Below are 21924 nucleotides of genomic sequence, written 5' to 3' on the forward strand. Positions count from 1 at the left end.
CGTTGTGGTTATAAAGTGGGCCGCTTTTACCAGTTACGTTGGAACACGCGGACGTTCAGCCTCACCATGGCGATAATGGCGCTGGACAGCAGGCGCAGCCCGGTGGGCAGATCGCGCCGGCGCACGTCCAGCAGCAAAACGGTGCGTACCTGGTCGCTATCGTTCCAAACCTCATGCTCAAAGGTGTCGTCCCACAGTAAAAACTCGCCTTCGTTCAGGCGATATTCCCGGCCGGCGATTTTAAGCACTGCGGCGGGAGCGCCGTCGGCGCGTTTGGGCATCGAGAGCACCAGATAACCGCGCAGGATCCCCCTGAACGGGCCGCGATGCGGCGGCACCTGTTTCCCAGGAGCCAAAAAAGATAAGGAGGCGGAAAGCACGTCCGGCGAACGGGCAATCAGCGCAGCCAACTGTGGGCAACGCGCCAGGTTGCGGTGGATTGGCTGGCCGTACGCTTGCATAACGAACATTCGCCAGTCACGGGCATCGTTGGCGGAAATGGAGGCTTGCTCTTGCATAATCTCGTGGAAACGCGGGATGTGCTGCAGGTTGTGCGCCACATTCAGCGCTTCTTCACGTATCTGCCGCCAGTTTTCCGTGAAGCGCTGTGCGGCGGGGAACAACTCTGCGCTGTTAAGCACCGGCGGGCTGCTGATGCGGCTGTCGTAAAGATGGCGTAACCCGGCGACGGCCCGATCGTAAATTATTGACATGGTGGCCCCAAAATGTGGATTGAATATCTTATATCTCCACCAAGTCTAGCCGGTGATTGAAATCAGGGCAGTTTTCCGGCCCGGCGGCGTTTATCGCTAATGTTTCTTGATAGGATGCTGTTGATAAAAACACGTAATAAAAATGTGATGAATGTCGCATTTGTAATCATGCTTGGCTAAAATACCGCATTGACTGCACCCACCCGCTCTGGACCTTGTTAAAAATGGAAGAAGAATCTCGCGTTTCGCGCTCGACTGCTTGGATGCGCGTTCTTGTGCTTGCCGTATCCGCATTTATTTTCAATACCACGGAATTTATCCCGGTGGGCTTATTGAGTGATATCGCCCGCAGCTTCGATATGCAAACGGAGCAGGTGGGGTTGATGATCACCATCTACGCCTGGATTGTGGCCGCGTTCTCTTTGGTTTGCATGCTACTGACCAGCAAGATTGAACGGCGCAAACTGCTGATCGGGGTATTTATTCTGTTTATCGTCAGCCATGTGCTGACCGCCGTGGCGTGGAGTTTTACCACGCTGATCGTGAGCCGCGCCGGCGTGGCGTTGGCGCACTCGGTGTTCTGGTCTATCACCGCCTCGCTGGCGATCCGTGTGGCGCCGGCGGGCAAAAAAGCGCACGCGCTGAGCATGTTGGCAGGCGGTACGGCGCTGGCCATGGTGCTTGGCCTGCCGCTGGGGCGTATCGTCGGGCAACTGCTGGGGTGGCGCATGACGTTCATCGGTATCGCAGTGGCGGCTACCGTCGCGTTGCTGATGCTGTGGCGCCTGCTGCCGGTGCTCAAGAGTGAACACTCCGGCTCCCTGGCCAGCGTCCCGATGCTGTTTAAGCGCCCGGAGCTGGTTGGCCTGTATATGATGACCGTGGTGGTGATTACCGCGCACTTCACCGCGTATAGCTATATTGAGCCGTTTATTCAGGATGTGGCCCACCTGTCTGATAATTTCACCACCCTGATGCTGTTGCTGTTCGGCGCATTCGGTATCATCGGCAGCGTGTTGTTCAGCCGCTTTAGCGAGCGTTTTCCATCCGGTTTTTTCATTGGTGCTATTGCGTTGCTGGCGATAAGCCTGCTGTTGCTGTTGCCGGCTTCCTACAGTGAATCCACCATGACCATGCTGTGCGCTGTCTGGGGGATTGCCATCATGTCGATTGGTCTGTCGATGCAGGCCAAGGTGCTGAACCAGGCGCCGGATGCCACCGACGTGGCGACCTCTATCTATTCCGGCTTGTACAATCTGGGTATCGGCGGCGGGGCGCTGTTGGGGAACCAGGTGAGCCTGCACCTGGGGATGTCGAACGTCGGCTTTGTGGGCGCGCCGCTGGCGCTGATTGCGCTGGGCTGGTGCCTGTTGCACTTTTACCGCAGTGAACGGTTGCAGCACAACCAAGTCTAATCACTTCGCCCGCTGTCACCTTGGTGAAGCGGGCTTCTTCATATGGCTAGCCGAAATAGGCCGCCAACTGCCGCAGCGTTTGCTCATCCAGTGTGCCGGCGTAGTAGCGTAACTGTAGCCAGGCGCTCAGCCAGGCGTAACGGGCCTCGGCCAGATCACGCCGGGTGCTGTAAAGCTGCTGTTCGGCATTTAAAACATCCAGATTGACCCGTTCGCCGCCGCTCACGCTTTTCCGCGTCGCCAACACCAGCGCTTGCGCGGCACGTTCCGCCAACTGATACGCTTTGATTTTGGCCTGGCTGCTGGTCACCAGATTAAACTGGCGGCGCAATTCTAATTGTACTGTCAGTATCTGTTCGTCTTTTTCTTTCGCCGCCTGCTGATAGCGTTCGCCGGCCTGCCGCGTGGCCGCCGATACGCCGCCGCCGGCAAACAGCGGCACGCTGATTTGCACGCCGATTGAGCGGGTGTCGTATTTTTGGTTATAACTGCTTTCACTGTCTGAGCTGCTTTTGCGCGCGTTGGCGACCAGAGTAACACGCGGCAGGTGGCCGGCCCGGCTGCGTTCAATTTCATAACGAGATACCGCCAGCGACTGGCTGAGCGCCAGCAGTTGCGCATTGTGGTGCAGTGCCAGATTTTGCCAGTGGCCGAAGTTGGCCGGCTGCAACGGGCGCGGGGCGAACCGGGCGTCAAGCGGCGCGAGCTGTGCGGCGGCGATCGGCGCACCAAGCAGCTTCGCCAGTTCCTGTTCACTCAGGTTGAGGTTATCCTGCGCTTCGATCAACTGCGCGTCGGCTAGGTTCAGCCTGGCTTCGGTTTCCAGTATGTCGGTGCGCGTGCCTTCCCCCTGTTCGAACAGCCGCTGGTTGAGCCGATATTGCTCCCGGTAGGCTCGCCGTTGCGCCTGAACCAGCGCGATTTCTTCCTGGCTGAACAGCACGTTGCTGTAGGCCTGAAACAACCGCACCAGCAGTTGTTGGCCGGCATCGCGCAACTGCTCGTTGCCCATCTGCGCTGAAGCGCCGCCCTGCTGATAGCGCGACCAGGCTTCATAATCCAGCAGCGGTTGCTGGAACGAAAGCGTCGAAGCGTGGCTGTTGTAGTTGCGATCGCTGCGCAATTCGCCGCTGGTGACGGTGGAGTCGTTGTGCGAATGGCTATAGTCGTAATTGATTTTCGGCAAAAGCGCGGCGCGGCCGATATTTTTCTCTTCCGCTTCGGCGTTGCGTGCATGGATGGCGGCCTGGAAAACGGGATCGTGGCTTAGCGCCTGCCGCCAGGCCTCGACCAATCCCAACGCCTGGCTTGGGGCGCTGTAGCCCAGCGTAACGCACCATAACAGCAGACGAACGCGCTGGGTAAATGAACGTCCGGGACGAACGGCAACGCGCATAGTTAATCCTCCGATAAAGCGATATGCAGGCGATCGAACAGCGGTTTAAACAGATAATTCAGCAGGGAACGCTCACCGGTTCGAACAAAAGCCTCGACCGGCATGCCAGGGCGGATATGCAGACCGGATAGCTGACGCTTGCCCTGTTCGTCGACGTTGATGCGCAGCGGGTAGTAGGGGAGGTTAGTTTGGGGATCGGTGAGCTGGTCGGCGCCCACCAGTGCGACGCGCCCGGTTACGCGCGGTGTGGTGCTTTGATTAAACGCGGAAAACATCAGTTCAACCGGCAAGTCGGGCGCGATCCGGTCTACCAACTCAATAGGGAGTTGCGCCTCGACCTGCAACGGTTGCCCCTGCGGCACGATCTCCATCAACGTTTGCCCATTGCTGACCACGCCGCCTTCGGTGTGCAATGTCAGGCCGACCACGTTGCCGCTGGCCGGCGCGGTGATGCGCGTGTTTTGCAGCTCATATTCTGCGGCCGCAAGACGCTGAGCGAGATCCTGAATGCTGAGCTGGGCCTCGCCCAACTGGGTGCGCACTTCTTTTTGGTACTCCTCCTGCCGCTGCAGCATTTTCTGTTCCAGCTCGGTGATCTGCTGCCCAATCTGCGCCAGCGTGCCGTTCTGTTGGGCTAGATCGCCGTGCAGTTGGGCCGCCTGGCGTTCCGTCTCCAACAGCCGGTTACGCGGGATGTAGCCTTCTGCGGCCAGTGGGCGCAGGTTGCCGAGCTGTTCGCCAAGCAGCCGGGACTGCTGGGTGTAGCTTGCTAACAGCGCGCGCGTCCCTTGCTGCTGGGCGCGGTTACCGTCGATGGCGGCCCGCATGGCGGCGATCTCCTGGCGCAGCGCCGCGCGGCGGCTGAGAAACAACTGCTGTTGCCCCAGTTGGATCTGCTGCACGGTTAAGGCAGGGAATTCATCGCCGGGTAGTGTGGTGAACAGCGCCGGATCGGGTGTGGGTAGTTGCGGCAACGCATCCCGTTCGGCCTGCAGACGCGCCGCGCGCAGTTGGGCTTCCAATAATTGAATGCGCAGATTGTCGCGCTGGGTTTTGGCCGGCGTGACGTCCAGCTCGGCCAGCACCTGCCCCCGCAGCACGCTGTCCCCTTCGCGGACATATAAATGAGCGACGCGCCCGGCGGCGGCGGGCTGCACCACTTTACGGTTGTCCGTGACGATCACCTTGCCGGAAACCGCGACGCCTTTATCCAGCGGCGCCAGGCCAGCCCACAGCAGCATACCGCCGAACCCCAGCAGCACCAGCATCAAGCCGTATTTGAGATAGCGCCCGGAGTCGGTGTGTAGCGGCAGCACGGCGGGCTCTGGCGCGGGGCTGGCCGCGGAGGATGTCGGCGGGCGGTTAACATGGGGCGGTGCTGACTCGGGGTGTAGAGACATGCGGTTCCTCGTGCAATAAGGGGATTCCGTGGTGCCACGCGCCGTGAAGGTAGCGTGGCCGCGCAAATGCCCACAAATAGTGAAAATTAACGTTCGGGCGCAGCCTGGCGTGGCCCTTTGGCGTTATAGACCATGCTCAGGCCAGGAGAGAATGCCCCGGCGGCGGGCGGCGGCTTGCGTTTCGTCATCTGCTGTTGCAGTTTTTCCGCCGGGCCGAAGAAACTGACTTGCCCGTCACGCAGCGCCAGCAGCTTATTGGCACAGCTAAGCAGAGCCGGTTTGTGGGTTATCAGGATTTGGGTGGCGCCCTGTTCCTTTAGCTGTGCGATCGCCGCCAGCAGCGCTTTTTCGCCTTCCTCATCCAGGCTGGCGTTGGGTTCGTCCAGCACCGTCAGCTTCGGCCTGCCGTAGACGGCCCGCGCCAGCGCGACCCGCTGCTTTTGCCCGCCGGACAGGCCGCTGCCGTTTTCGCCCAGAGGTGTGTCGTAACCCTGGGGCAGGCGGAGGATCAGATCGTGTACGCCGGCCAGGCGGGCTGCGGCGACCACCTGTTCGGCATCCGGCTGGCTGAAGCGGGCGATGTTTTCGGCGATAGTCCCGGCGAACAATTGCACGTCCTGCGGCAGATAGCCGATGAAACGGCCCAGATCGCCTTTGTCCCATTGGTGCATGTCGGCGCCATCGAGCCGCACCTTGCCACTGAGCGCCGGTTGCGCGGCCACCAACAGGCGCGCCAGCGTCGATTTGCCGGAACCGGATGGGCCGATAACGCCCAGTACGTCCCCTGGCTCAAGGGCGAAGGAGATATTGCGCAGCACTGGCGTGCGGGCATGGGGCGGGGCAGCGTTGATCTGCTCAACCTGCAAGCGCCCCAGTGGTTCAGGCAGTTGCATACCGGGCGTGCGTTCGGGATAGGCGGCCAGCAGCACGCTGATTCGCTGCCAGGCCAGCCGTGCCTGCGACCATTGTTTCCACACCCCGATGAGTTGATCGATAGGGCTCAGCACCCGGCCGACCAAAATCGAACCAGCGATCATCATGCCGGGTGTGATTTCGCCCGCCACGGCCAGCAGGGCGCCAAGGCCCAGCATCAGTGATTGCAGGGCCAGCCGCAGCGATTTGGTCAGCGCCGTCACGGTGGCGCTCTTTTCGCTGGCCAAATTTTGTTGCTGCAGGAAGCGCACGTGCTGGCCCAGCCAACGGGCGCGCAGGGCGGGCAACATGCCCATCGCTTCGATGGCGTCGGCGTGGCGCAGATTGGCGTTGGCCTGTTGCGTGGCCTGAATGGTGATGCGCCCGGCCTGTTCCAGCGGTTCCCGCGTCAGGCGTTGGTTGAGCCAGGCCAGCAGGATCAGCACCGCAGCGCCGGCCAGCGCCATCACGCCCAGCCACGGATGCAGCAGGAAGATCACCAGCAGATAAACCGGGAACCACGGGGCGTCGAAAAAGGCGAACAGCGCGTTGCCGGTGGCGAACTGGCGCAGCGCGGTCAGATCGTTCAGCGCCTGCCCGGCGCGCGCCGGCTGCCCTTGCAACTGGCTGGCGAACGCGGCGTTGTACACTCGCTGGTTCAGCCGCATATCCATTTGGGTGCCCAGGCGGATCACCACCGCGCTGCGTACCCATTCCAGCAGCCCCATCAGCGCGAACAGGCCGAGCGCCATTGCCGTCAGCATGCCCAGCGTCATCGTGTTGCCGGAAGACAGCACGCGATCGTAAACCTGTAGCATGTAGATGGCTGGCGTCAGCATCAGCAGGTTGATCACCGCGCTGAACAGGCCTACGCCCCAGAACGCCTGGCGGTAAGCCGCCAGCGCGCCGAGAATTTCGTGGCGCGGCGAGGGGGAGGGCGGAGGGGAAAAACGTGTTTCCTTGCCGCTTGCAATACGCATAGGCCATCCATCTTGCGGGTTGCCGCTGGCGCACCGCGCCATGCCGCAACCGGTTGTCTGTTAAGCGCATCCGTTACACCTTGCGTTATTGCGGGTAATAACGGCAGCGATTACACTGAAACGCCGCCGCGGCCCGGTAACGTTGCGGACGCGGCGGCGTAGTGCCGGGCGGCTAAAAGCGGACACTTTTAGCCGCTTTTCTTAGGCAGCCAGCAGTTCATCCGTAACTTCGGCTACGCCGACCGTCGCGGCGGTGGCGGCCGAACCATAGGCGGTGATTTCCGCTTCAGTGATGGTGAGATCGCCGTCGAGATCCAGATCCTGGAAGGCGACATCAAAGGCTGATGAAGCGTTGAGGCCGCTGAAAATACCTTCTAATGCATCAATCAGCGGATCAACCGTGCCGGTCATCAGGCCGTATATGGATTGATGAACAACACCGTCGCTTCCTGTGCTGGAGAGATTCAGCCCGTTAAAAGTGACCTGCGGTTCCTGAACGACGAACTCACTGGTACTACCGCCGGCCAGGCCATCGCCAAAAGTCAACGAGTCTAACGATCCCGACAGAACATGATTGGTAAAGTTGTAACTTAATTGCCCCTCGGCGAGAAACGCAGAAATCTGGTTATCCGGGCTTACCAGGGCATACTGCGTGCCGCTGAACTGATCGGCGCCGCCGTAGAAGCCGCCGGAGTTACTTGGCGTTACGTTGCCGTTGGTATGGTTGGCGTCGCCAAATGTCGCCAACCATTCGTCTGTCAGGTATGAACTAATATCGAGATCGGAATAATCAGCACTGTAGGTAATAGAAAAGCTCATAAGGTATTCCTCTTGTGTGATATTAATTCGGGTGAAGTAAAGTCATTCCTTTTTCACCCGCTGGTGACGATGCGGAAGGTATTACCGCATAATCATTTCCTGCTATTTTCCCTAAGCCGGGAAATGGCAAGCTTTTAAAATTCATAGGTGATTCCCCCCTGAACGGTTCTGCCGCGCCCAAGGGTATAGGACAGCGCATCGCCGTAGCTGACGATATAAGCGCGGTTGGTGATATTTTCTATCGAACCGTTGATTTTCAGGTTATGGGTTAACTGATAGCTGGCGTAAATATCAAACAGCGTATATTTCGGCCAGTCGGCAACATAAAACTGACCTGTAGTTCCCGTGTCATTTATAACGGAATGATCTTGATAGCCTTTGTTGTAGCGGATGGTTACGCCGAAATCCAGCTTGCGTTCAAACGCGCGCCCGCCGAGTGTCAGGCTGGCGCGATCGCTTGGCAGATAGGCCGCAGAACCAAAAACCGCACCGGTGTTACACTGTGCAAAATTATTCCAGTCATCAAGCGGCACGGCATAGTAGTTTCTACTGCTGCCGGCATAGCTAATCACGCCACCCATCCATGCCTGTTTCGAGCAGAAATCATTTTTCCCAATCATGTGGGTATAGGTTAGATCGGCATAGAATACCCCGGCGTCGTAGTTAAGCTGGTATTCCAGACCGCGGAAACGGGTTTTGGACAGGTTATTGACATAGGCGGCGTTACCGGTGGAAGGGGAAAATAATCCCGGTGTGACGCGTGCTAACTCCATATTAATGTAGTTGCTGACCTTCGTATCAAAATAGGAGACTTTGGCCACCAACCGATCTGTATCGGTAATCAGGTTGTCGGCTTTGATATTAAACCCGGTTTCCCAAGTGCGGGAACGTTCTGCCTGAAGAAACGGGTTGGGGTATTGCACGGATGAAGAGTGGGCGCTGCCGGTCGTCAGCGTTTCAGTGATCGCAGGCGGCCGGTAAGACATGCCGTAGCTGCCGTACAGCTCCAGCCAGTCTACGCCCGGCTTGATAGCGATGGCCACCGTGGGGGAAAACTTCCCATGCTCATCATCGATGTCATAGGTATGCGTTTTTGCAACGCTGCATCGCGCTGCGGAACGCTCGGTGCAGGGGTTATCGACCGTCCAGGGGAAATCAAAAGACGTAAAACCGGTGGAACCGCGCAGATGGTAACGGTCATAGCGTATCCCACCCTGTAGGGTGAGCCAGTCATTATAATCGTACTCCAGGTTGGCGAACAGGCTGGCCACGCTACGATTGCCATTCGGTGTTACGCCGTTCATGGAGTCGAGAGTGGAATCGCTGGTTGCCTTATCGTAAAACAGATCCAGCCCGTAGTTGGCCGTTAATTCATGGCCAGCGGCGGGATAGACGCGGGAGGTATTTTGCGCCTGCAAACCATAGGTGCGTAGCCGGGTGTTCGTTGAATACGCATCGTTGGCCGTGGTACTGGAGGCGTAGGTGTCGGAATCGTCCTTGGTGTCGACGTAATACAGCTTGGCCTTGAAGTCCAGCCAGTCCTGATCGTCCGGCTTCAGGCTGTAGTCCAACCCGCTGCTGCGTGACATCACTTCGCTGAAACCGCTTTGTGTCCAGCCCAGGTTCGGATAGCTGACGCTAGTGATTATGCTGGGGTTGGGCGTGGAGGTCTGGGTTTGCAGGTAAGAGAGCTCAAGCCGCTGGTTGGCGGGCAGGTTCCAGCCGATTTTCGCCAGCCGTGAACGCATCGTGTAGTTGGAATCAAGAACCTTGGCGTTTTTCAGGGAGTCTTGAGCTGCTTGAGTCGCTTCCGGCGTATATTGAGAAGTACGAATATCCCCGATATCGCCTTTGTTGCCTGGCCAGTAGTCGCCTAAATGGCGCTCGCTGGCGCCTACCAGAATATCGCCGGTTTCGCTGCCCAGCGCCAGAATGCCGCTGCCGATAAATTGCGTGCCGTTGTCACCGGTACTGGCATGCAGCCTGCCGCCGATCTCTTTGGTCGGCGGGAAGATAAAATCGCTGGCGCTAACGGTGTTGAAGGTGGCGATGCCGCCGAAGGCGCCGGCGCCGCCCATGCCGCTGGTGGCGCCTTTTTCGATGGTTACGCCGGAGAGCAATTCAGAGTCGATGTACATCTGGCCGTTGCGCTGGCCGTGGCCGCTTTTCTGAAAATTCTGCCGCATGCCGTCGATGTTCATGTTGACGCGGCCATAGTCCTGAATGCCGCGAATATTGACCGACAGCGCCGGATCCTGCTGGCTAACGCTGGAGTAGACGCCGGCGGATTGTTCCAGCATATCGGCGGCATGGCGTGCCGGGCGGTTGTCCATTTGTTCGCGGGAGATCACGCTGATGGCGCGCGGTTGATCATAGATCCAGTCGCCTTCATGTTCGATACGCGCGGCTTTGATGATGATCGTCTGCTCCGCTGCACCCTTATTGGCCCGTTTGGATAAGGTAATTTGGCCGGTGGCGCTAATCTGGTAGTCCACCGGGTTGTTGCCGATCAACCGCCGCAGCGCCTGATTGACGGGGTAACGCCCTTGTAACGGCGTGGCCTGCATACCGTCCAGCAGGCCGGATGTCGGCAACAGGATTTGCAGGCCGGCCTGCTCGGCGAAACGCAACAGCGCACTGTTGAGCGGCTGTACGGGAATGGTGAACTCGGCCTGTTGCTCGCCGTGCGTTGTGGCCGCTGTGGGTTGTTCGGCCCTGGCATAAGAAAACGGGACAAGTGTGCTGAACGCTATCCCGATAGCCAGCGCAAGCCGGCTGATTGTTAGTGTAATTTGCTGTGATGTCTGCATTTTATGCGCGCTCTTGGTAAAAAGGCCCATTAACCGCCTGCGGGTAAAAAATCACCCGCTAAGGTTTAAACTTTCAATCTGCGAATGATAATAAAAATCATTCCATAGTTACCAAGACGAAGATAATGACAAAAACCGTAAAAGAATTTTACTGGTCGGATGAGATGCTAAGGGCAATGCGGTGAATGCGGCAGGCTGCGGCGAGATAACTTACCGCATATTGTGGTTTCATCTCCGATCGGGCGTGCGCCGGATAATGGTGGGGGGAACGGGCAAACGCGGGCCAAACAACGAATAGCGTGGTGGGGAGATGCGCACCGCGCACCTTAAGGCGCAGGCAACGACCGCCAGCGGCGCTCGTTGCCTAATACAGCACGATAAGCCCCGGCAGCGTCAGTTGCCTGGCGCCCAGTTCGTGGCTAATGGTGGCCAGAGCGTTATCCAGATCGCCAAGGGAAAACACACCGCTGATTTGGCGTTGCTGCAAGCGTGCGCCGCGGACGATCACTTTGCCGCGATGATAACGGTTGATCCGCGCGATAACCTCCGCCAGCGGTTGTTGATGAAAGATCAACAGCCCGCGCCGCCAGTCGCCGGCGTCGTGGCTATTCCAGCCTGCGATCCGTTTCAACCCCTGATGCGCGTCGTATGTGGCGGCCTGCTGTTCCTGTAGAACCAGCGATTGCGCCCCGGCCGCCACTTGCACGCTGTGTTGCGCCACCCCGACGGTGGTGGCGCTATCGTCGTACTGCACCATAAACTGCGTGCCGAGCGCCTGGGTTACGCCGTTATCGGCTGCCACCCGAAAGGGGCGCGGTTCGCTTGGCGAGAGCGGCACCACGGTGAACCAGGCGTTGCCGCGCAGCAGCCTGACGCGGCGTTCAGCGCCGCTATACTCAAGGGCGACGGCTGTGTCGCTGTCCATATCAACCTGGCTGCCGTCTGGCAGGCGAAGGTGGCGGATTTGCCCGCTGGCGGTGTGATAATCGGCGTGGATGTCCACCCAGGCGCCCGGCCCCCACAGCACGCCGGCGCAGAGCGCCAACAGCGCACAGGCAGCGATGCTCCAGCGCACCGGGGCGCGGCGCGGCCGAGGGGCGGCGGCGGCCCGCAGCTGGTTTTGCTGCTCGCCGTTGAGCACGCCCAGCGCTTGCCACAGTGCCTGAGCCTGCTCCAACGCGGGGTGATGGCGCGGATCCTGTGCCAACCAGTGTTGCAGCGCCTGTTGCTGCGCCGCGTCTGGGCCGGCTTCGGTCAATTTTAGCGCCCATGCGGCGGCCTGTTGCCTGATTTCTGTGGGATAGTCGTTCATCATGTATAGGCTTGGTGAAATAAGGGTCTCTTATTATGTTGACGTCTGGGAACGGAAAAACCGTAAAATTTATGCAATTAATTTAAATGACGCGCAGCATCGCCGCCAGCGCACTGGCGAGATGCTTTTCTACCGTACTGACGGAAATGTTCAGTTGCCGGGCAACCTGCTGCTGTGTGAGGTGCTCCAACCGGTGCAGCAAAAATATCTGCTGCGTGCGTTCGGGCAACTGCGCCAGCACCTGCGCCAGCAGCGCCAACTGCTGCTGGTTAATGGCCATCTGCTCCATCTGCGGCCGGCGATCGGGCAGGGTGTCCAGCGCCGCTTCGCCGTCGTTGGCCGGCGGCTGCATTTGCCAACGCGCTTGATAGCGTTGGTGATCCAGCACCAGGTTATTGGCGGTTTTAAACAAATAGGCCTTTTTATCGCTGATATCCTCGTTTTGTTCCAGCCGTTGCGCCAGGCGCAAAAAGCATTCCTGTAGCAGATCGGCGGCCAGATGAGGATCGCGAACTTTACGCGTCAAATATCGTTGTAGTGCCTGCGAATAATGACTGAAAAGGTGTTTTAGATCCGTCTCCGACATCTTTACGCCCTGCCAGACCGGGGTCTGACGCTAGAGGTTGGTTTAAATGATAATTATTATCATAAAAGACCGAGCCGATAAATGGGTGGGCACAGCTATCGTTTGTTGTCGGTAGTGCGGGGCGTTGGCGCACGGCCGGCAGCCGTGCGCCTTGCATTTAACGGAATGGGGGTTCGTTGAAGGTGCGCAGCTTGCGTGAGTGCAGGCGCTCGCCCTCGGCGCGCAGCAGATCGATCGCACAGATACCGATCTGCAAGTGTTCGGAAATCGCGCCTTCATAGAAGCGGTTGGCCTGGCCGGGGAGCTTTATTTCACCGTGCAACGGCTTGTCGGAAACGCACAGCAGCGTGCCATAGGGCACCCGGAAGCGGTAGCCCTGGGCGGCAATGGTGGCGCTTTCCATATCCACCGCCACGGCGCGGCTCAGGTTAAAACGCAGCGCTGAAGCGGAGTAGCGCAGTTCCCAGTTGCGATCGTCAGTGGTGACCACCGTGCCGGTGCGCAGCCGCTGTTTGACCTCTTCGCCCGGCATACCGCTGATGGCTTTGGTGGCGTCGTACAGCGCACGCTGCACCTCGGCGATGCTCGGGATTGGGATATCCGGCGGCAGAACCGAATCCAGTACGTGATCGTCACGCAGATAGGCGTGCGCCAACACATAGTCGCCAATCGTTTGGCTTTCGCGCAGGCCGCCGCAGTGGCCGATCATCAGCCAGGCGCTGGGGCGCAGCACCGCCAGGTGATCGCAGATGGTTTTGGCATTGGACGGGCCGACGCCAATGTTGATCAGCGTGATCCCTTGGCCGTTGGCGGCGATCAGGTGATAAGCCGGCATCTGGTGGTTTTTCCACGCCAGATCGGATACCGCCTGTTCGGGGGCGGCGGTGTCCGCCGTAATCAGGTTGCCGCCGGCGCAGGACAGCGCCTGGTAAGGGCTGGCCGGATCGGCGATCTGGCTGCAGGCCCAGCGCACAAACTCATCCACATAGCGCGTGTAGTTGGTAAACAGCACGAACGGTTGGAAATGTTCGGCCGGCGTGCCGGTGTAGTGGCGCAGCCTTGCCAGTGAAAAGTCACTGCGCAGCGCGTCGAAATGCGAAAGCGGGAACGGGCCGGTGGGGTGCAACAGGCCATCGGCGGTTTCATCGCCAATCTGCGCCAGTTCGGTGGTGGGGAAATGCTGTGCTAGCCCGGCGCTCATTGAGCGATCCAGGCTCAGGTTGGAACCGTCGATAACGTAGGGGAACGGGATCTCCAACTGTGAAGGCACCACCTCAATCGTGGCGGCGTATTCGTCTTGCAGCATGGCCAACTGTTCCGCCAGATAATGGCGGAACAGCTCTGGCCGGGTAATGGTGGTGGTATAACTGCCGGGGTGGGTGAAACGGCCATAGGCGCGGGTTTTCTTTTGGCTGGGGGAGGTGCCGTCCCAGCTTACCCGCAGCTCTGGATAAACGAACAATCCTGCGCGCCGTGCCTGTTCATCGGGCAATGTGCCGTGGCTGATAAATTCCCCAATGGCCGCACGGAGCGCTTTTACTGAAGCGTTGTACATCGCCTCCAGTTTATCGAGCGCCTGCGCCACATTGAGGTGACTGCCGGATAGGCTGTTGTTCATGTTTTCTCCTGTTTATCCTTTTTGTCCTGAATCAGTGCCAGGCTAACTTAGGCGATATTTCGCACGATCTATTGTGGGTGATCGCTTAGATAGTATGTCATGGCTCCGGGCTAAGGAAAGGCATGAATAGCACACCGTTGCCGCGCTGCAGGTGCCGCTAAAAATGTGAGGCAGCGCTGATTTCTCTGCGTGCGCTGAAGAAAGGGCGTGGCTTGTTGATAAAAATCAAAATAGCTTTCTTTCGAAGTGTTATTACCTTCATATGAAACAGAAAGGGGGCGAAAATGATTTTCAACATCCAGCGTTATTCTACACATGACGGTCCCGGCATCCGAACCGTCGTGTTTTTGAAAGGATGCTCGCTGGGTTGCCGCTGGTGCCAGAACCCGGAAAGCCGTTCGGGCCAGCAAGAGGTGCTGTTCGATGCGCGTTTGTGCATGGCGGGGTGCGATCTGTGCCAGCGAGCGGTGCCCGGCGCCATTGAGCGGCTGCCGGCGGGCATCATTATCCACCGTGAACGCCTGGAGGCGCCGCATTTTGCGCAGTTGCAAAACTGTTGCCCAACGCAGGCGTTGAGCGTGTGCGGCGAAGCGGCAAACGTCGACAGTATTATGGCGACGGTGCTGCGTGATAAACCCTTCTACCAGCGCAGCGGCGGCGGCATCACGCTCTCCGGCGGCGAGCCGTTTATGCAGCCGGAGCTGGCGCGGGCGCTGCTTCAGCGCAGCCGCCAGCAGGGCATCCATACCGCGGTGGAAACCTGCCTGCATGTGCCCTGGGCCTACGTTTCGCCTTCATTACCCTATATCGATCTGTTCCTCGCCGATTTGAAACACGTCGACGGCAAAATCTTCAAACAATGGACCGGCGGCTCGGCCAAACGCGTGATGGAAAATTTACGCCGCGTCGCCGCCAGCGGCAAACCGCTGGTGATCCGCGTGCCGCTCATCCCCGGCTTTAACGCCGATGCCGCCTCGGTGCGTGCGATAACCGATTTTGCGACCGGGGAGTTGGGCGCCCGCGACATTCATTTTCTGCCTTATCACACCCTAGGGAAGAACAAATACCAACTGCTTAACCAGCCATACCTGGCGGCGGATAAGCCACTTGACGATCCTGAACTGCTTGTCTTTGCCGAACGCTATGCAAGCACGCAGGGGTTAGCCGTGACACTGAGAGGATAGCGCTATGGTCACCCTGAACCTGGAAACCCTGAGTGAGCGTATCAAGGCTCATAAAAATGCACTGATTCATATTGTCAAACCGCCGGTTTGCACCGAGCGGGCACAACACTACACCGCCGCCTACCAGGCCAATATGGATAAGCCGGTGCCGGTGCGCCGCGCATTGGCGCTGGCCAGCCATTTATCCCGGCGTACTATCTGGATCAAACATGATGAGCTGATCGTCGGCAACCAGGCCAGCGAAGTGCGCGCCGCGCCGATTTTCCTCGAATACACCGTGGGTTGGATTGAGCAGGAAATTGACGAACTGGCCGATCGGCCCGGCGCCGGTTTCTCCGTCAGCGAAGACAACAAACGCGTACTGCATCAGCTCTGCCCGTGGTGGCGCGGCCAGACAGTGCAGGATCGCTGCTATGGCATGTTTACCGACGAACAAAAAGCCTTACTGGCTACCGGCATCATCAAGGCCGAAGGGAACATGACTTCCGGCGACGCCCACCTGGCGGTGAACTACCCGCTGCTGCTGGAAAAAGGGCTGGACGGCCTGCGTGAAAAAGTGGCCGAGCGCCGTTCGCGCATCAACCTGACGGTGCTGGACGATTTGCACGCGGAACAGTTCCTGAAGGCGATAGATATCACCTTTGCCGCGCTGAGCGAACATATCGAACGCTATGCCGCGCTGGCGCGCAGCCAGGCGCAAAGCGAGCCGCGCCCTGGCCGCCGCGATGAGCTGTTGCTGATTGCCGAGAACTGCGAACTGATCGCCCATCAGCCGCCGCGTACCTTCTACCAGGCGTTGCAGCTGTGCTACTTCGTGCAACTGGCGCTGCAAATTGAATCCAACGGCCACTCGGTGTCGTTTGGCCGCATGGATCAGTATCTCTACCCGTATTACCGCCGTGACGTTGAGCTGACGCAGACGCTGGCGCGTGAAAGCGCCATTGAAATGCTGCAAAGCTGCTGGCTGAAGCTGCTGGAAGTGAACAAAATCCGCTCCGGCTCGCACTCGAAAGCATCGGCCGGCAGCCCGCTGTACCAGAACGTGACCATCGGCGGGCAAAACCTGGTCAACGGCCGCGCGCAGGATGCGGTTAATCCGTTGTCCTATGCCATTCTGGAGTCGTGCGGCCGTTTGCGCTCCACCCAGCCGAACCTGAGCGTGCGCTATCACGCCGGCATCAGTGATGATTTTCTCGATGCCTGCGTGCAGGTGATCCGCTGCGGCTTTGGCATGCCGGCCTTCAACAACGACGAGATCGTTATCCCGGCGTTTATTGGCCTGGGGGTGGAACCGGAGGACGCCTACCAATATGCCGCCATCGGCTGTATCGAGACGGCGGTTGGCGGCAAGTGGGGCTACCGTTGCACCGGGATGAGCTTTATCAACTTTGCCCGGGTGATGCTGGCCGCCCTTGAAGGGGGGAAAGACGCCACCAGCGGCAAGGTGTTCCTGCCGCAGGACTGTGCGTTGTCACAGGGTAACTTCGCTGACTTCGATCAGGTGCTGCAGATGTGGGACCGGCAAATCCGCTACTACACGCGCAAATCGATTGAAATCGAATACGTGGTGGATACGGCGCTGGAAGAGAACGCGCACGATATCCTGTGTTCGGCGCTGGTGGATGACTGCATCGAACGCGGCAAGAGCATCAAACAGGGGGGCGCTAAATATGATTGGGTTTCCGGCCTGCAGGTGGGCATCGCCAACCTGGGCAATAGCCTGGCGGCGGTGAAGAAACTGGTATTTGAACAGGGCGTTATTGGCCAGCAACAGTTGGCGCAGGCGTTGGCCTGCGATTTTGACGGCCTGACCAATGAACAACTGCGCCAGCGCCTGATGAACAACGCGCCGAAGTACGGCAACGATGAGGACAGCGTCGATCAACTGCTGGTTCGTGCTTACCAGACTTACATCGATGAGCTGAAAAAATACCATAATCCCCGCTATGGGCGCGGGCCGATTGGCGGCGGTTATTACGCCGGCACCTCGTCGATCTCCGCCAACGTGCCGTTCGGCGCCGCGACCATGGCCACGCCGGACGGGCGCAAGGCCCACGCGCCATTGGCCGAAGGGGCCAGCCCGGCTTCCGGCACCGATCATCTGGGCCCGACGGCGGTGATCAATTCCATTGGCAAATTGCCAACCGGATCGATCCTGGGCGGCGTTCTGCTCAACCAGAAGCTTAACCCCGTCACGTTGGAAAATACCGGCGATCGGCAGAAGCTGATGGCGCTGCTGCGCACCTTCTTTGAAGATCATAAAGGCTGGCATATCCAATACAATATCGTTTCACGGGCCACGCTGATTGATGCGAAGAAACACCCGGACCAATACCGCGATTTGGTGGTGCGCGTGGCCGGCTATTCGGCGTTCTTTACCGCACTCTCGCCGGATACCCAGGACGATATTATCGCTCGTACAGAACACTCGTTGTAAGGGCTCCGCCCGACGGTTGCAGCGCCGGTTACCGCCGGCGCTGCCTCGTTTTCTGGCGCGGTTCTGATATAGTGTGCACCATTCGAATTATGGGTTATCGGCGCCTATGAACGCACGTCAGCAAAATATTCTGCAGGTGGTTAATCAACGTAAAAGCGTCAGCGTTAATGAGCTGGCGCAGCTTTCCGGCGTCTCGGCCGTCACCATCCGCCAGGATCTCAACGCGCTGGAGCGCAACCATTTTCTTAAGCGGGAGCATGGCTTTGCCGTCGCGGTGGAAAGCGATGACGTAGACACGCGCATGCAGAATAATTTTCAACTGAAGAAATCACTGGCGGAATATGCCGCCTCACTGGTGGCGGACGGCGAATCGGTGTTCATTGAAGGCGGCAGCGCCAATGCGCTGTTGGCGCGCTACCTGGCCGATGTGCGCGATATCACCATCGTGACCGCCAGCCATTATATCGCCCGGCTGTTGAAGGATACGGCCTGCGATGTGATTGCCCTGGGCGGCCACTATCAAAAACACAGCGAATCGGTGGTCGGGCCGCTAACCCGCAGCGGCATCCAGCAGGTGCACTTTCATAAAGCGTTTATCGGCATTGACGGCTTTCATGCCGACACCGGTTTTACCGGGCGCGACATGATGCGCTGCGATGTGGTCAGCGCGGTGTTGGATAAGGGCATAGAAACCATTGTGCTGACGGATTCCAGCAAGTTTGGCCTGATCCAGCCATACCCCCTTACCGCCGGGCGCTCGATCGGCCGGGTGATCACCGACGGCGGCCTGGCCGCTGGCTACCAGCGCCAGTTAGCGGATCTCGGTATCCGCTGCGATCTGGTCAGCGCCGAATAGCCGCCAGCGTATATTTCAGCCTACATACCTTTATAAAAGGACTGATTCGATTTATTTTAATGTGTCATTCAGGGGTTAACAAAAAATATGGAGATAGTTATCCGGGGCAGTGAGCCGGAAGATGCCCAAAGCTACCAGCGGATTTACAGCGATCCAACGGTGTATGCCAATACGCTGCAACTGCCTTACCCATCGGTAGCCTATTGGCGCAATAAGCTGGCGCAAAACGAAAGCATCGGCCGGGTGAGCTTTGTGGCGGAAGTTGAAGGCCGGGTGGTGGGGGATATCACGCTATTTACCACCAATAATCCCAGGATCCGGCACGTGGTCGGGCTGGGTATCGGCGTCGATCCGGCGTTCGCCGGCCGTGGAGTGGGCTCCAAACTGTTGGCAACCGGCATTGATTACGCCTTCAACTGGCTTGCCGCCGTGCGGATGGAACTTGAAGTGTTTACGGATAACGAAAGGGCCATCGGCCTGTACCGGAAGTTTGGTTTTGCGGCCGAGGGCGTGCAGCGCCAAGCCGCCTTCAGGAACGGCCAGTATTGCGATGTGATGCTGATGGCCAAACTCAAATAACGCCGGGCGCCAGGTTTTTCATCGGCGCCTGGGGCCTTAAAAGTATTTTTCCTGCAGCGCCTTCGCACTCATGGGGTAACCGAAATGCCAACCCTGCACGGCCGCATTGGGGCTGTGCTGGCGGATGTATTCCGCCTGCTCTGGCGTTTCAACCCCTTCGACGGTAACGCTGGTGTTGAAATCGGTGGTCAGATTAAACAGCAAATCGACGATTTTGGCATTGACCGAACCGGTACCGATGGCGCTGGTAAACATTTTGTCTATTTTCAGGGTATCGAAGGGCAGGCTGGAAAGGTACGACAGGTTGCAATAGCCGGTGCCGAAATCGTCCAGTGCGATGCGGTATCCTTCTTGCCGCAGTGCGTTTAACTTGTCCGCCAGCTCGGCATGCGCCGCCGTTGATCGCTCGGTGACTTCCAGCATAATTTGCCGCCGGGATAGGCCGTGTTTATCCACCTGCGCATTCAGGTAGTTGCGGAAATCGTCGTCCAGCACGTCTGAAATATCAAGATTGATACTGACGTAAAACGCCGGGTGCTTTTGCAAAATAGCCTGCAGTTCTGCCAGCGCCCGGTCGGTAACCTGGTGGGTAATTTCATTGATGATCCCCTGTTGTTCCGCGATCGGGATAAAGATTTCTGGCGAGATGGGTTCTTTGCCTTTGTTATTCCACCTGACCAGCGATTCCACCCCGATGATCTGCATTCTTCTCATACACACGATGGGTTGATACTCCAGGTAGAGCTCATGTTTTTTTACCGCGTGCAGCAGTTGGCGGCAAAGTAAACTGTTACGCTCAATCAGCAGGAAAAGCAGCATGGATACGCCGCCGCCGATGGCGCCGCCAGCCAGCACGATGGCAGCAATAATGCTTGGTTTTAGGGCCAGGACCCCGGAATCGTTGAGGCGGGCGTAGACACAGACATCATAGGTGTTACTGCACTGGTGCTGTTGCCGGTATTGGTTATACCAGGCGCTGGGTTGGGTTAGAACATCGGGGTGGATAGCCCCAAATGATTGATAAATATGGCCGTTATCGGGCGATACCAACAACGCGCTGTAACCACGCACAGGTAATGTGAAGCGTTGAAATGCGCTGGGGGAAGTAAATACGGCGATATCATAACGGCTGGCGATGTCGGTTTGTATTCTGGCGTCAAACAGGCCGGTGGCACCACTCCACAAGCGCACACCGTCGGCCTGGCGTATATCTGCTTTCGGCAAGGGAATCGGGGGATCGATGATGCCGCGCACCGCGGTGCAGATTAACGCATTATTTTTGAGGCGGCCGATATCGTGCAGATAATGCGCGTTAAAAACCAGGTAACGCAGTTGGTAAATATCTTCAGGCGAGCAGGGGGTGAACGTATAGGCGTGTATATCTTCAATGCTGGTCATTGATTCGGTAACCACTTCATCCGCCCGGGCGATAATGCTATCGGCATAGTCATTGACTTTGCCTTGGTCTAGCATCGCGATCGATATTTGGCAGACAAGCAGCATACAAAATGCGCCTACCAGAATACTGGCAATGGTCATCATCCATGCTTTGTAGTTCATTGCTTTCATTTTTATCCTCAAGGCCAAACACATTGCGGATGCGAAGCGTGCCATGATCGGGCCGAAAGTCGGGGTAGGTGGTGTTAGTTGCTGCCGTATTAACTAGCCGCCTTTCTCTGATCATTCGTTACCCGTCGCCTCGCCATACGCGATGAGTGAAAGTGTTGCCTGGTAATTATTCAAAGCGTTTGTTTTCATTTTTTAGAATTTTCAGCACGCTGATAAACAGTATAGAAACTGATGGGCGTATTGTGTGAGAGGGCCCAGTGTTGTGGGGTTAAAAATGAGCATTTCCATTTTTATATGGGTGTTTTTTATTCAATGCTCCGTTTTTTTGCCGCTGTGTTTTGATGTGTAAATTATACTGTGCATACGGATTAATATATTTAATCTAATGATTTTATTGTTGATTGTTGTCAATGAGAGTTACTTTTCGTCAGGCGTTGGTGTTGTTTTTTGTGTTTCCGGCGGGGGAAGGGCATAGACAGCAGGGGGCTATAGATAACGCCAGTGTTATGGTGAAAGAGATCCTTTTTCTCTACATTGACGAAACCGTACTCTGTAACCTGCGGCGTAAATGGAATTGCCTTAAACGTATCAAGTTTCTTTTCGGTAATAGTGGCAGGCAATTGTCAGGGCCGAAGGCCCGGCCCCGACACCCCGGCCTGCGCTTAACATGGCCTGCCCGTTGCGCGGGTTCCCTCGCCGCGTCCCCCGTCGCCGGACGGGTCGGCTGTCCGTGGCCGATTGCCCCTGGCAACGGTACCTTGCTCGGCAGCCCAAGATGCGCGCTAAACGTCAACACCCGAATCTATCGCCACCGGGCAATCTAACCACTGGTTTTGACATAGGTTAATTCATCAATTTCAAAGACAATGCATTTGGTGAGTGGAGCACGGGTGTTGAAGCCATTGAAGGCGCCGAACGGCGGAACGTAGCATAGGCGAAACCGCCAGGACGGCGGTTTCAGGCGAGACAGGCAGGGACGCCTGTCGTAGCCGGCCGTGATGCGCAGTGACACAGTGAGGGCAGCCGCGCAGCGGCCGCCTGATATGGCGCAGGCGCGGGTCGTTAGGGGCCGCGCCCACGGCCCCTAACTCGGGCGCGGGTTGCGGTGCTACAAAAAACGACCGAGTTATAGCGACCGAAACCCTAGCGGTCAGGGCAAAGAACGTTGCTAAAACAGTACTCTGCCGCCACCAGCGTAAAGGGAATTGCCTTAATCACTCCGAGTTTCTTTGCAGCAATAGTGGCAGGCAATTGTCAGGGCCGAAGGCCCGGCCCCGACACCCCGGCCTGCGCTTAACATGGCCTGCCCGCTGCGCGGGTTCCCTCGCCGCGTCCCCG

General features: G+C 58.0%; 16 protein-coding genes. 5 read left to right on the top strand and 11 right to left on the bottom strand.

Annotated elements, in window-relative coordinates:
• Positions 1 to 26 precede the first annotated feature (26 nt).
• Positions 27 to 713, bottom strand: a complete 687-nt coding sequence (locus ACN28Q_RS21440) for an aspartyl/asparaginyl beta-hydroxylase domain-containing protein (RefSeq protein ID WP_095848196.1) — start codon at positions 711 to 713, stop codon at positions 27 to 29.
• A gap of 224 nt (positions 714 to 937) precedes the next feature.
• On the opposite strand from ACN28Q_RS21440, the gene ACN28Q_RS21445 reads away from it, so the two are divergent.
• Positions 938 to 2128, top strand: a complete 1191-nt coding sequence (locus tag ACN28Q_RS21445) for a sugar transporter (protein ID WP_095848197.1) — start codon at positions 938 to 940, stop codon at positions 2126 to 2128.
• 46 nt (positions 2129 to 2174) lie between these two features.
• Here the strand turns inward: ACN28Q_RS21445 and ACN28Q_RS21450 are convergent, their stop codons facing one another.
• The 9 genes from ACN28Q_RS21450 to ACN28Q_RS21490 all read right to left on the bottom strand — a co-directional run bounded on the left by ACN28Q_RS21450 (position 2175) and on the right by ACN28Q_RS21490 (position 13961).
• Positions 2175 to 3524 (bottom strand): TolC family outer membrane protein, encoded by a 1350-nt coding sequence (locus ACN28Q_RS21450; RefSeq protein ID WP_095848198.1) that lies wholly within the window; start codon positions 3522 to 3524, stop codon positions 2175 to 2177.
• A 2-nt stretch (positions 3525 to 3526) separates the two neighbouring features.
• Positions 3527 to 4924: an HlyD family type I secretion periplasmic adaptor subunit gene (locus ACN28Q_RS21455; protein ID WP_095848199.1), complete on the bottom strand. Its 1398-nt coding sequence runs from the start codon at positions 4922 to 4924 to the stop codon at positions 3527 to 3529.
• 86 nt (positions 4925 to 5010) lie between these two features.
• A complete protein-coding gene (locus ACN28Q_RS21460) occupies positions 5011 to 6816 on the bottom strand; it encodes a type I secretion system permease/ATPase (protein WP_095849139.1) in 1806 nt (601 codons plus the stop codon).
• Between the two features lie 201 nt (positions 6817 to 7017).
• The gene (locus tag ACN28Q_RS21465; protein ID WP_095848200.1) at positions 7018 to 7635 is read right to left on the bottom strand and encodes a heme acquisition protein HasA; all 618 of its coding nucleotides are present in this window, start codon (positions 7633 to 7635) and stop codon (positions 7018 to 7020) included.
• Between the two features lie 22 nt (positions 7636 to 7657).
• The gene (locus ACN28Q_RS21470) at positions 7658 to 7780 is read right to left on the bottom strand and encodes a hypothetical protein (RefSeq protein ID WP_257790436.1); all 123 of its coding nucleotides are present in this window, start codon (positions 7778 to 7780) and stop codon (positions 7658 to 7660) included.
• Positions 7770 to 10445, bottom strand: a complete 2676-nt coding sequence (locus ACN28Q_RS21475; RefSeq protein WP_095849140.1) for a TonB-dependent receptor — start codon at positions 10443 to 10445, stop codon at positions 7770 to 7772. Before ACN28Q_RS21475 ends, ACN28Q_RS21470 begins: the two co-directional genes overlap by 11 nt.
• 364 nt (positions 10446 to 10809) lie before the next feature.
• Positions 10810 to 11760, bottom strand: coding sequence for a FecR family protein (locus ACN28Q_RS21480; RefSeq protein ID WP_230469522.1), 951 nt, complete (start codon positions 11758 to 11760; stop codon positions 10810 to 10812).
• Positions 11761 to 11839: 79 nt separating this feature from the next.
• Positions 11840 to 12283, bottom strand: coding sequence for an RNA polymerase sigma factor (locus ACN28Q_RS21485; RefSeq protein ID WP_230469523.1), 444 nt, complete (start codon positions 12281 to 12283; stop codon positions 11840 to 11842).
• A 217-nt stretch (positions 12284 to 12500) separates the two neighbouring features.
• Positions 12501 to 13961 carry an AMP nucleosidase gene (locus tag ACN28Q_RS21490; RefSeq protein WP_095848203.1) on the bottom strand — a complete coding sequence of 487 codons (1461 nt, stop codon included), beginning with the start codon at positions 13959 to 13961 and terminating at the stop codon, positions 12501 to 12503.
• Between the two features lie 284 nt (positions 13962 to 14245).
• On the opposite strand from ACN28Q_RS21490, the gene ACN28Q_RS21495 reads away from it, so the two are divergent.
• From ACN28Q_RS21495 to ACN28Q_RS21510, 4 genes are all read left to right on the top strand, one after another.
• Complete coding sequence (locus ACN28Q_RS21495; RefSeq protein ID WP_095848204.1) at positions 14246 to 15145, top strand: glycyl-radical enzyme activating protein; 900 nt, start codon at positions 14246 to 14248, stop codon at positions 15143 to 15145.
• Positions 15146 to 15149: 4 nt separating this feature from the next.
• Positions 15150 to 17582 (top strand): formate C-acetyltransferase/glycerol dehydratase family glycyl radical enzyme, encoded by a 2433-nt coding sequence (locus ACN28Q_RS21500; RefSeq protein WP_095848205.1) that lies wholly within the window; start codon positions 15150 to 15152, stop codon positions 17580 to 17582.
• Between the two features lie 106 nt (positions 17583 to 17688).
• Positions 17689 to 18438 (top strand): DeoR/GlpR family DNA-binding transcription regulator, encoded by a 750-nt coding sequence (locus tag ACN28Q_RS21505; protein ID WP_095848206.1) that lies wholly within the window; start codon positions 17689 to 17691, stop codon positions 18436 to 18438.
• A gap of 87 nt (positions 18439 to 18525) precedes the next feature.
• Entirely contained in the window at positions 18526 to 19017 is a 492-nt protein-coding gene (locus ACN28Q_RS21510; RefSeq protein ID WP_095848207.1) for a GNAT family N-acetyltransferase, read from the top strand.
• A gap of 36 nt (positions 19018 to 19053) precedes the next feature.
• Here the strand turns inward: ACN28Q_RS21510 and ACN28Q_RS21515 are convergent, their stop codons facing one another.
• The gene (locus ACN28Q_RS21515; protein ID WP_186278392.1) at positions 19054 to 20586 is read right to left on the bottom strand and encodes an EAL domain-containing protein; all 1533 of its coding nucleotides are present in this window, start codon (positions 20584 to 20586) and stop codon (positions 19054 to 19056) included.
• Positions 20587 to 21924: the final 1338 nt, after the last annotated feature.

The organism is Gibbsiella quercinecans (assembly GCF_002291425.1).
Lineage (GTDB): Bacteria > Pseudomonadota > Gammaproteobacteria > Enterobacterales > Enterobacteriaceae > Gibbsiella > Gibbsiella quercinecans.

What these genes read in the sequence shown, in the direction of transcription:
- ACN28Q_RS21440 (WP_095848196.1), bottom strand. Translation starts at nt 713, where the DNA reads ATGTCAATAATTTACGATCGGGCCGTCGCCGGGTTACGCCATCTTTAC.
- ACN28Q_RS21445 (WP_095848197.1), top strand. Translation starts at nt 938, where the DNA reads ATGGAAGAAGAATCTCGCGTTTCGCGCTCGACTGCTTGGATGCGCGTT.
- ACN28Q_RS21450 (WP_095848198.1), bottom strand. Translation starts at nt 3,524, where the DNA reads ATGCGCGTTGCCGTTCGTCCCGGACGTTCATTTACCCAGCGCGTTCGT.
- ACN28Q_RS21455 (WP_095848199.1), bottom strand. Translation starts at nt 4,924, where the DNA reads ATGTCTCTACACCCCGAGTCAGCACCGCCCCATGTTAACCGCCCGCCG.
- ACN28Q_RS21460 (WP_095849139.1), bottom strand. Translation starts at nt 6,816, where the DNA reads ATGCGTATTGCAAGCGGCAAGGAAACACGTTTTTCCCCTCCGCCCTCC.
- ACN28Q_RS21465 (WP_095848200.1), bottom strand. Translation starts at nt 7,635, where the DNA reads ATGAGCTTTTCTATTACCTACAGTGCTGATTATTCCGATCTCGATATT.
- ACN28Q_RS21470 (WP_257790436.1), bottom strand. Translation starts at nt 7,780, where the DNA reads ATGAATTTTAAAAGCTTGCCATTTCCCGGCTTAGGGAAAATAGCAGGA.
- ACN28Q_RS21475 (WP_095849140.1), bottom strand. Translation starts at nt 10,445, where the DNA reads ATGCAGACATCACAGCAAATTACACTAACAATCAGCCGGCTTGCGCTG.
- ACN28Q_RS21480 (WP_230469522.1), bottom strand. Translation starts at nt 11,760, where the DNA reads ATGATGAACGACTATCCCACAGAAATCAGGCAACAGGCCGCCGCATGG.
- ACN28Q_RS21490 (WP_095848203.1), bottom strand. Translation starts at nt 13,961, where the DNA reads ATGAACAACAGCCTATCCGGCAGTCACCTCAATGTGGCGCAGGCGCTC.
- ACN28Q_RS21495 (WP_095848204.1), top strand. Translation starts at nt 14,246, where the DNA reads ATGATTTTCAACATCCAGCGTTATTCTACACATGACGGTCCCGGCATC.
- ACN28Q_RS21500 (WP_095848205.1), top strand. Translation starts at nt 15,150, where the DNA reads ATGGTCACCCTGAACCTGGAAACCCTGAGTGAGCGTATCAAGGCTCAT.
- ACN28Q_RS21505 (WP_095848206.1), top strand. Translation starts at nt 17,689, where the DNA reads ATGAACGCACGTCAGCAAAATATTCTGCAGGTGGTTAATCAACGTAAA.
- ACN28Q_RS21510 (WP_095848207.1), top strand. Translation starts at nt 18,526, where the DNA reads ATGGAGATAGTTATCCGGGGCAGTGAGCCGGAAGATGCCCAAAGCTAC.
- ACN28Q_RS21515 (WP_186278392.1), bottom strand. Translation starts at nt 20,586, where the DNA reads ATGAAAGCAATGAACTACAAAGCATGGATGATGACCATTGCCAGTATT.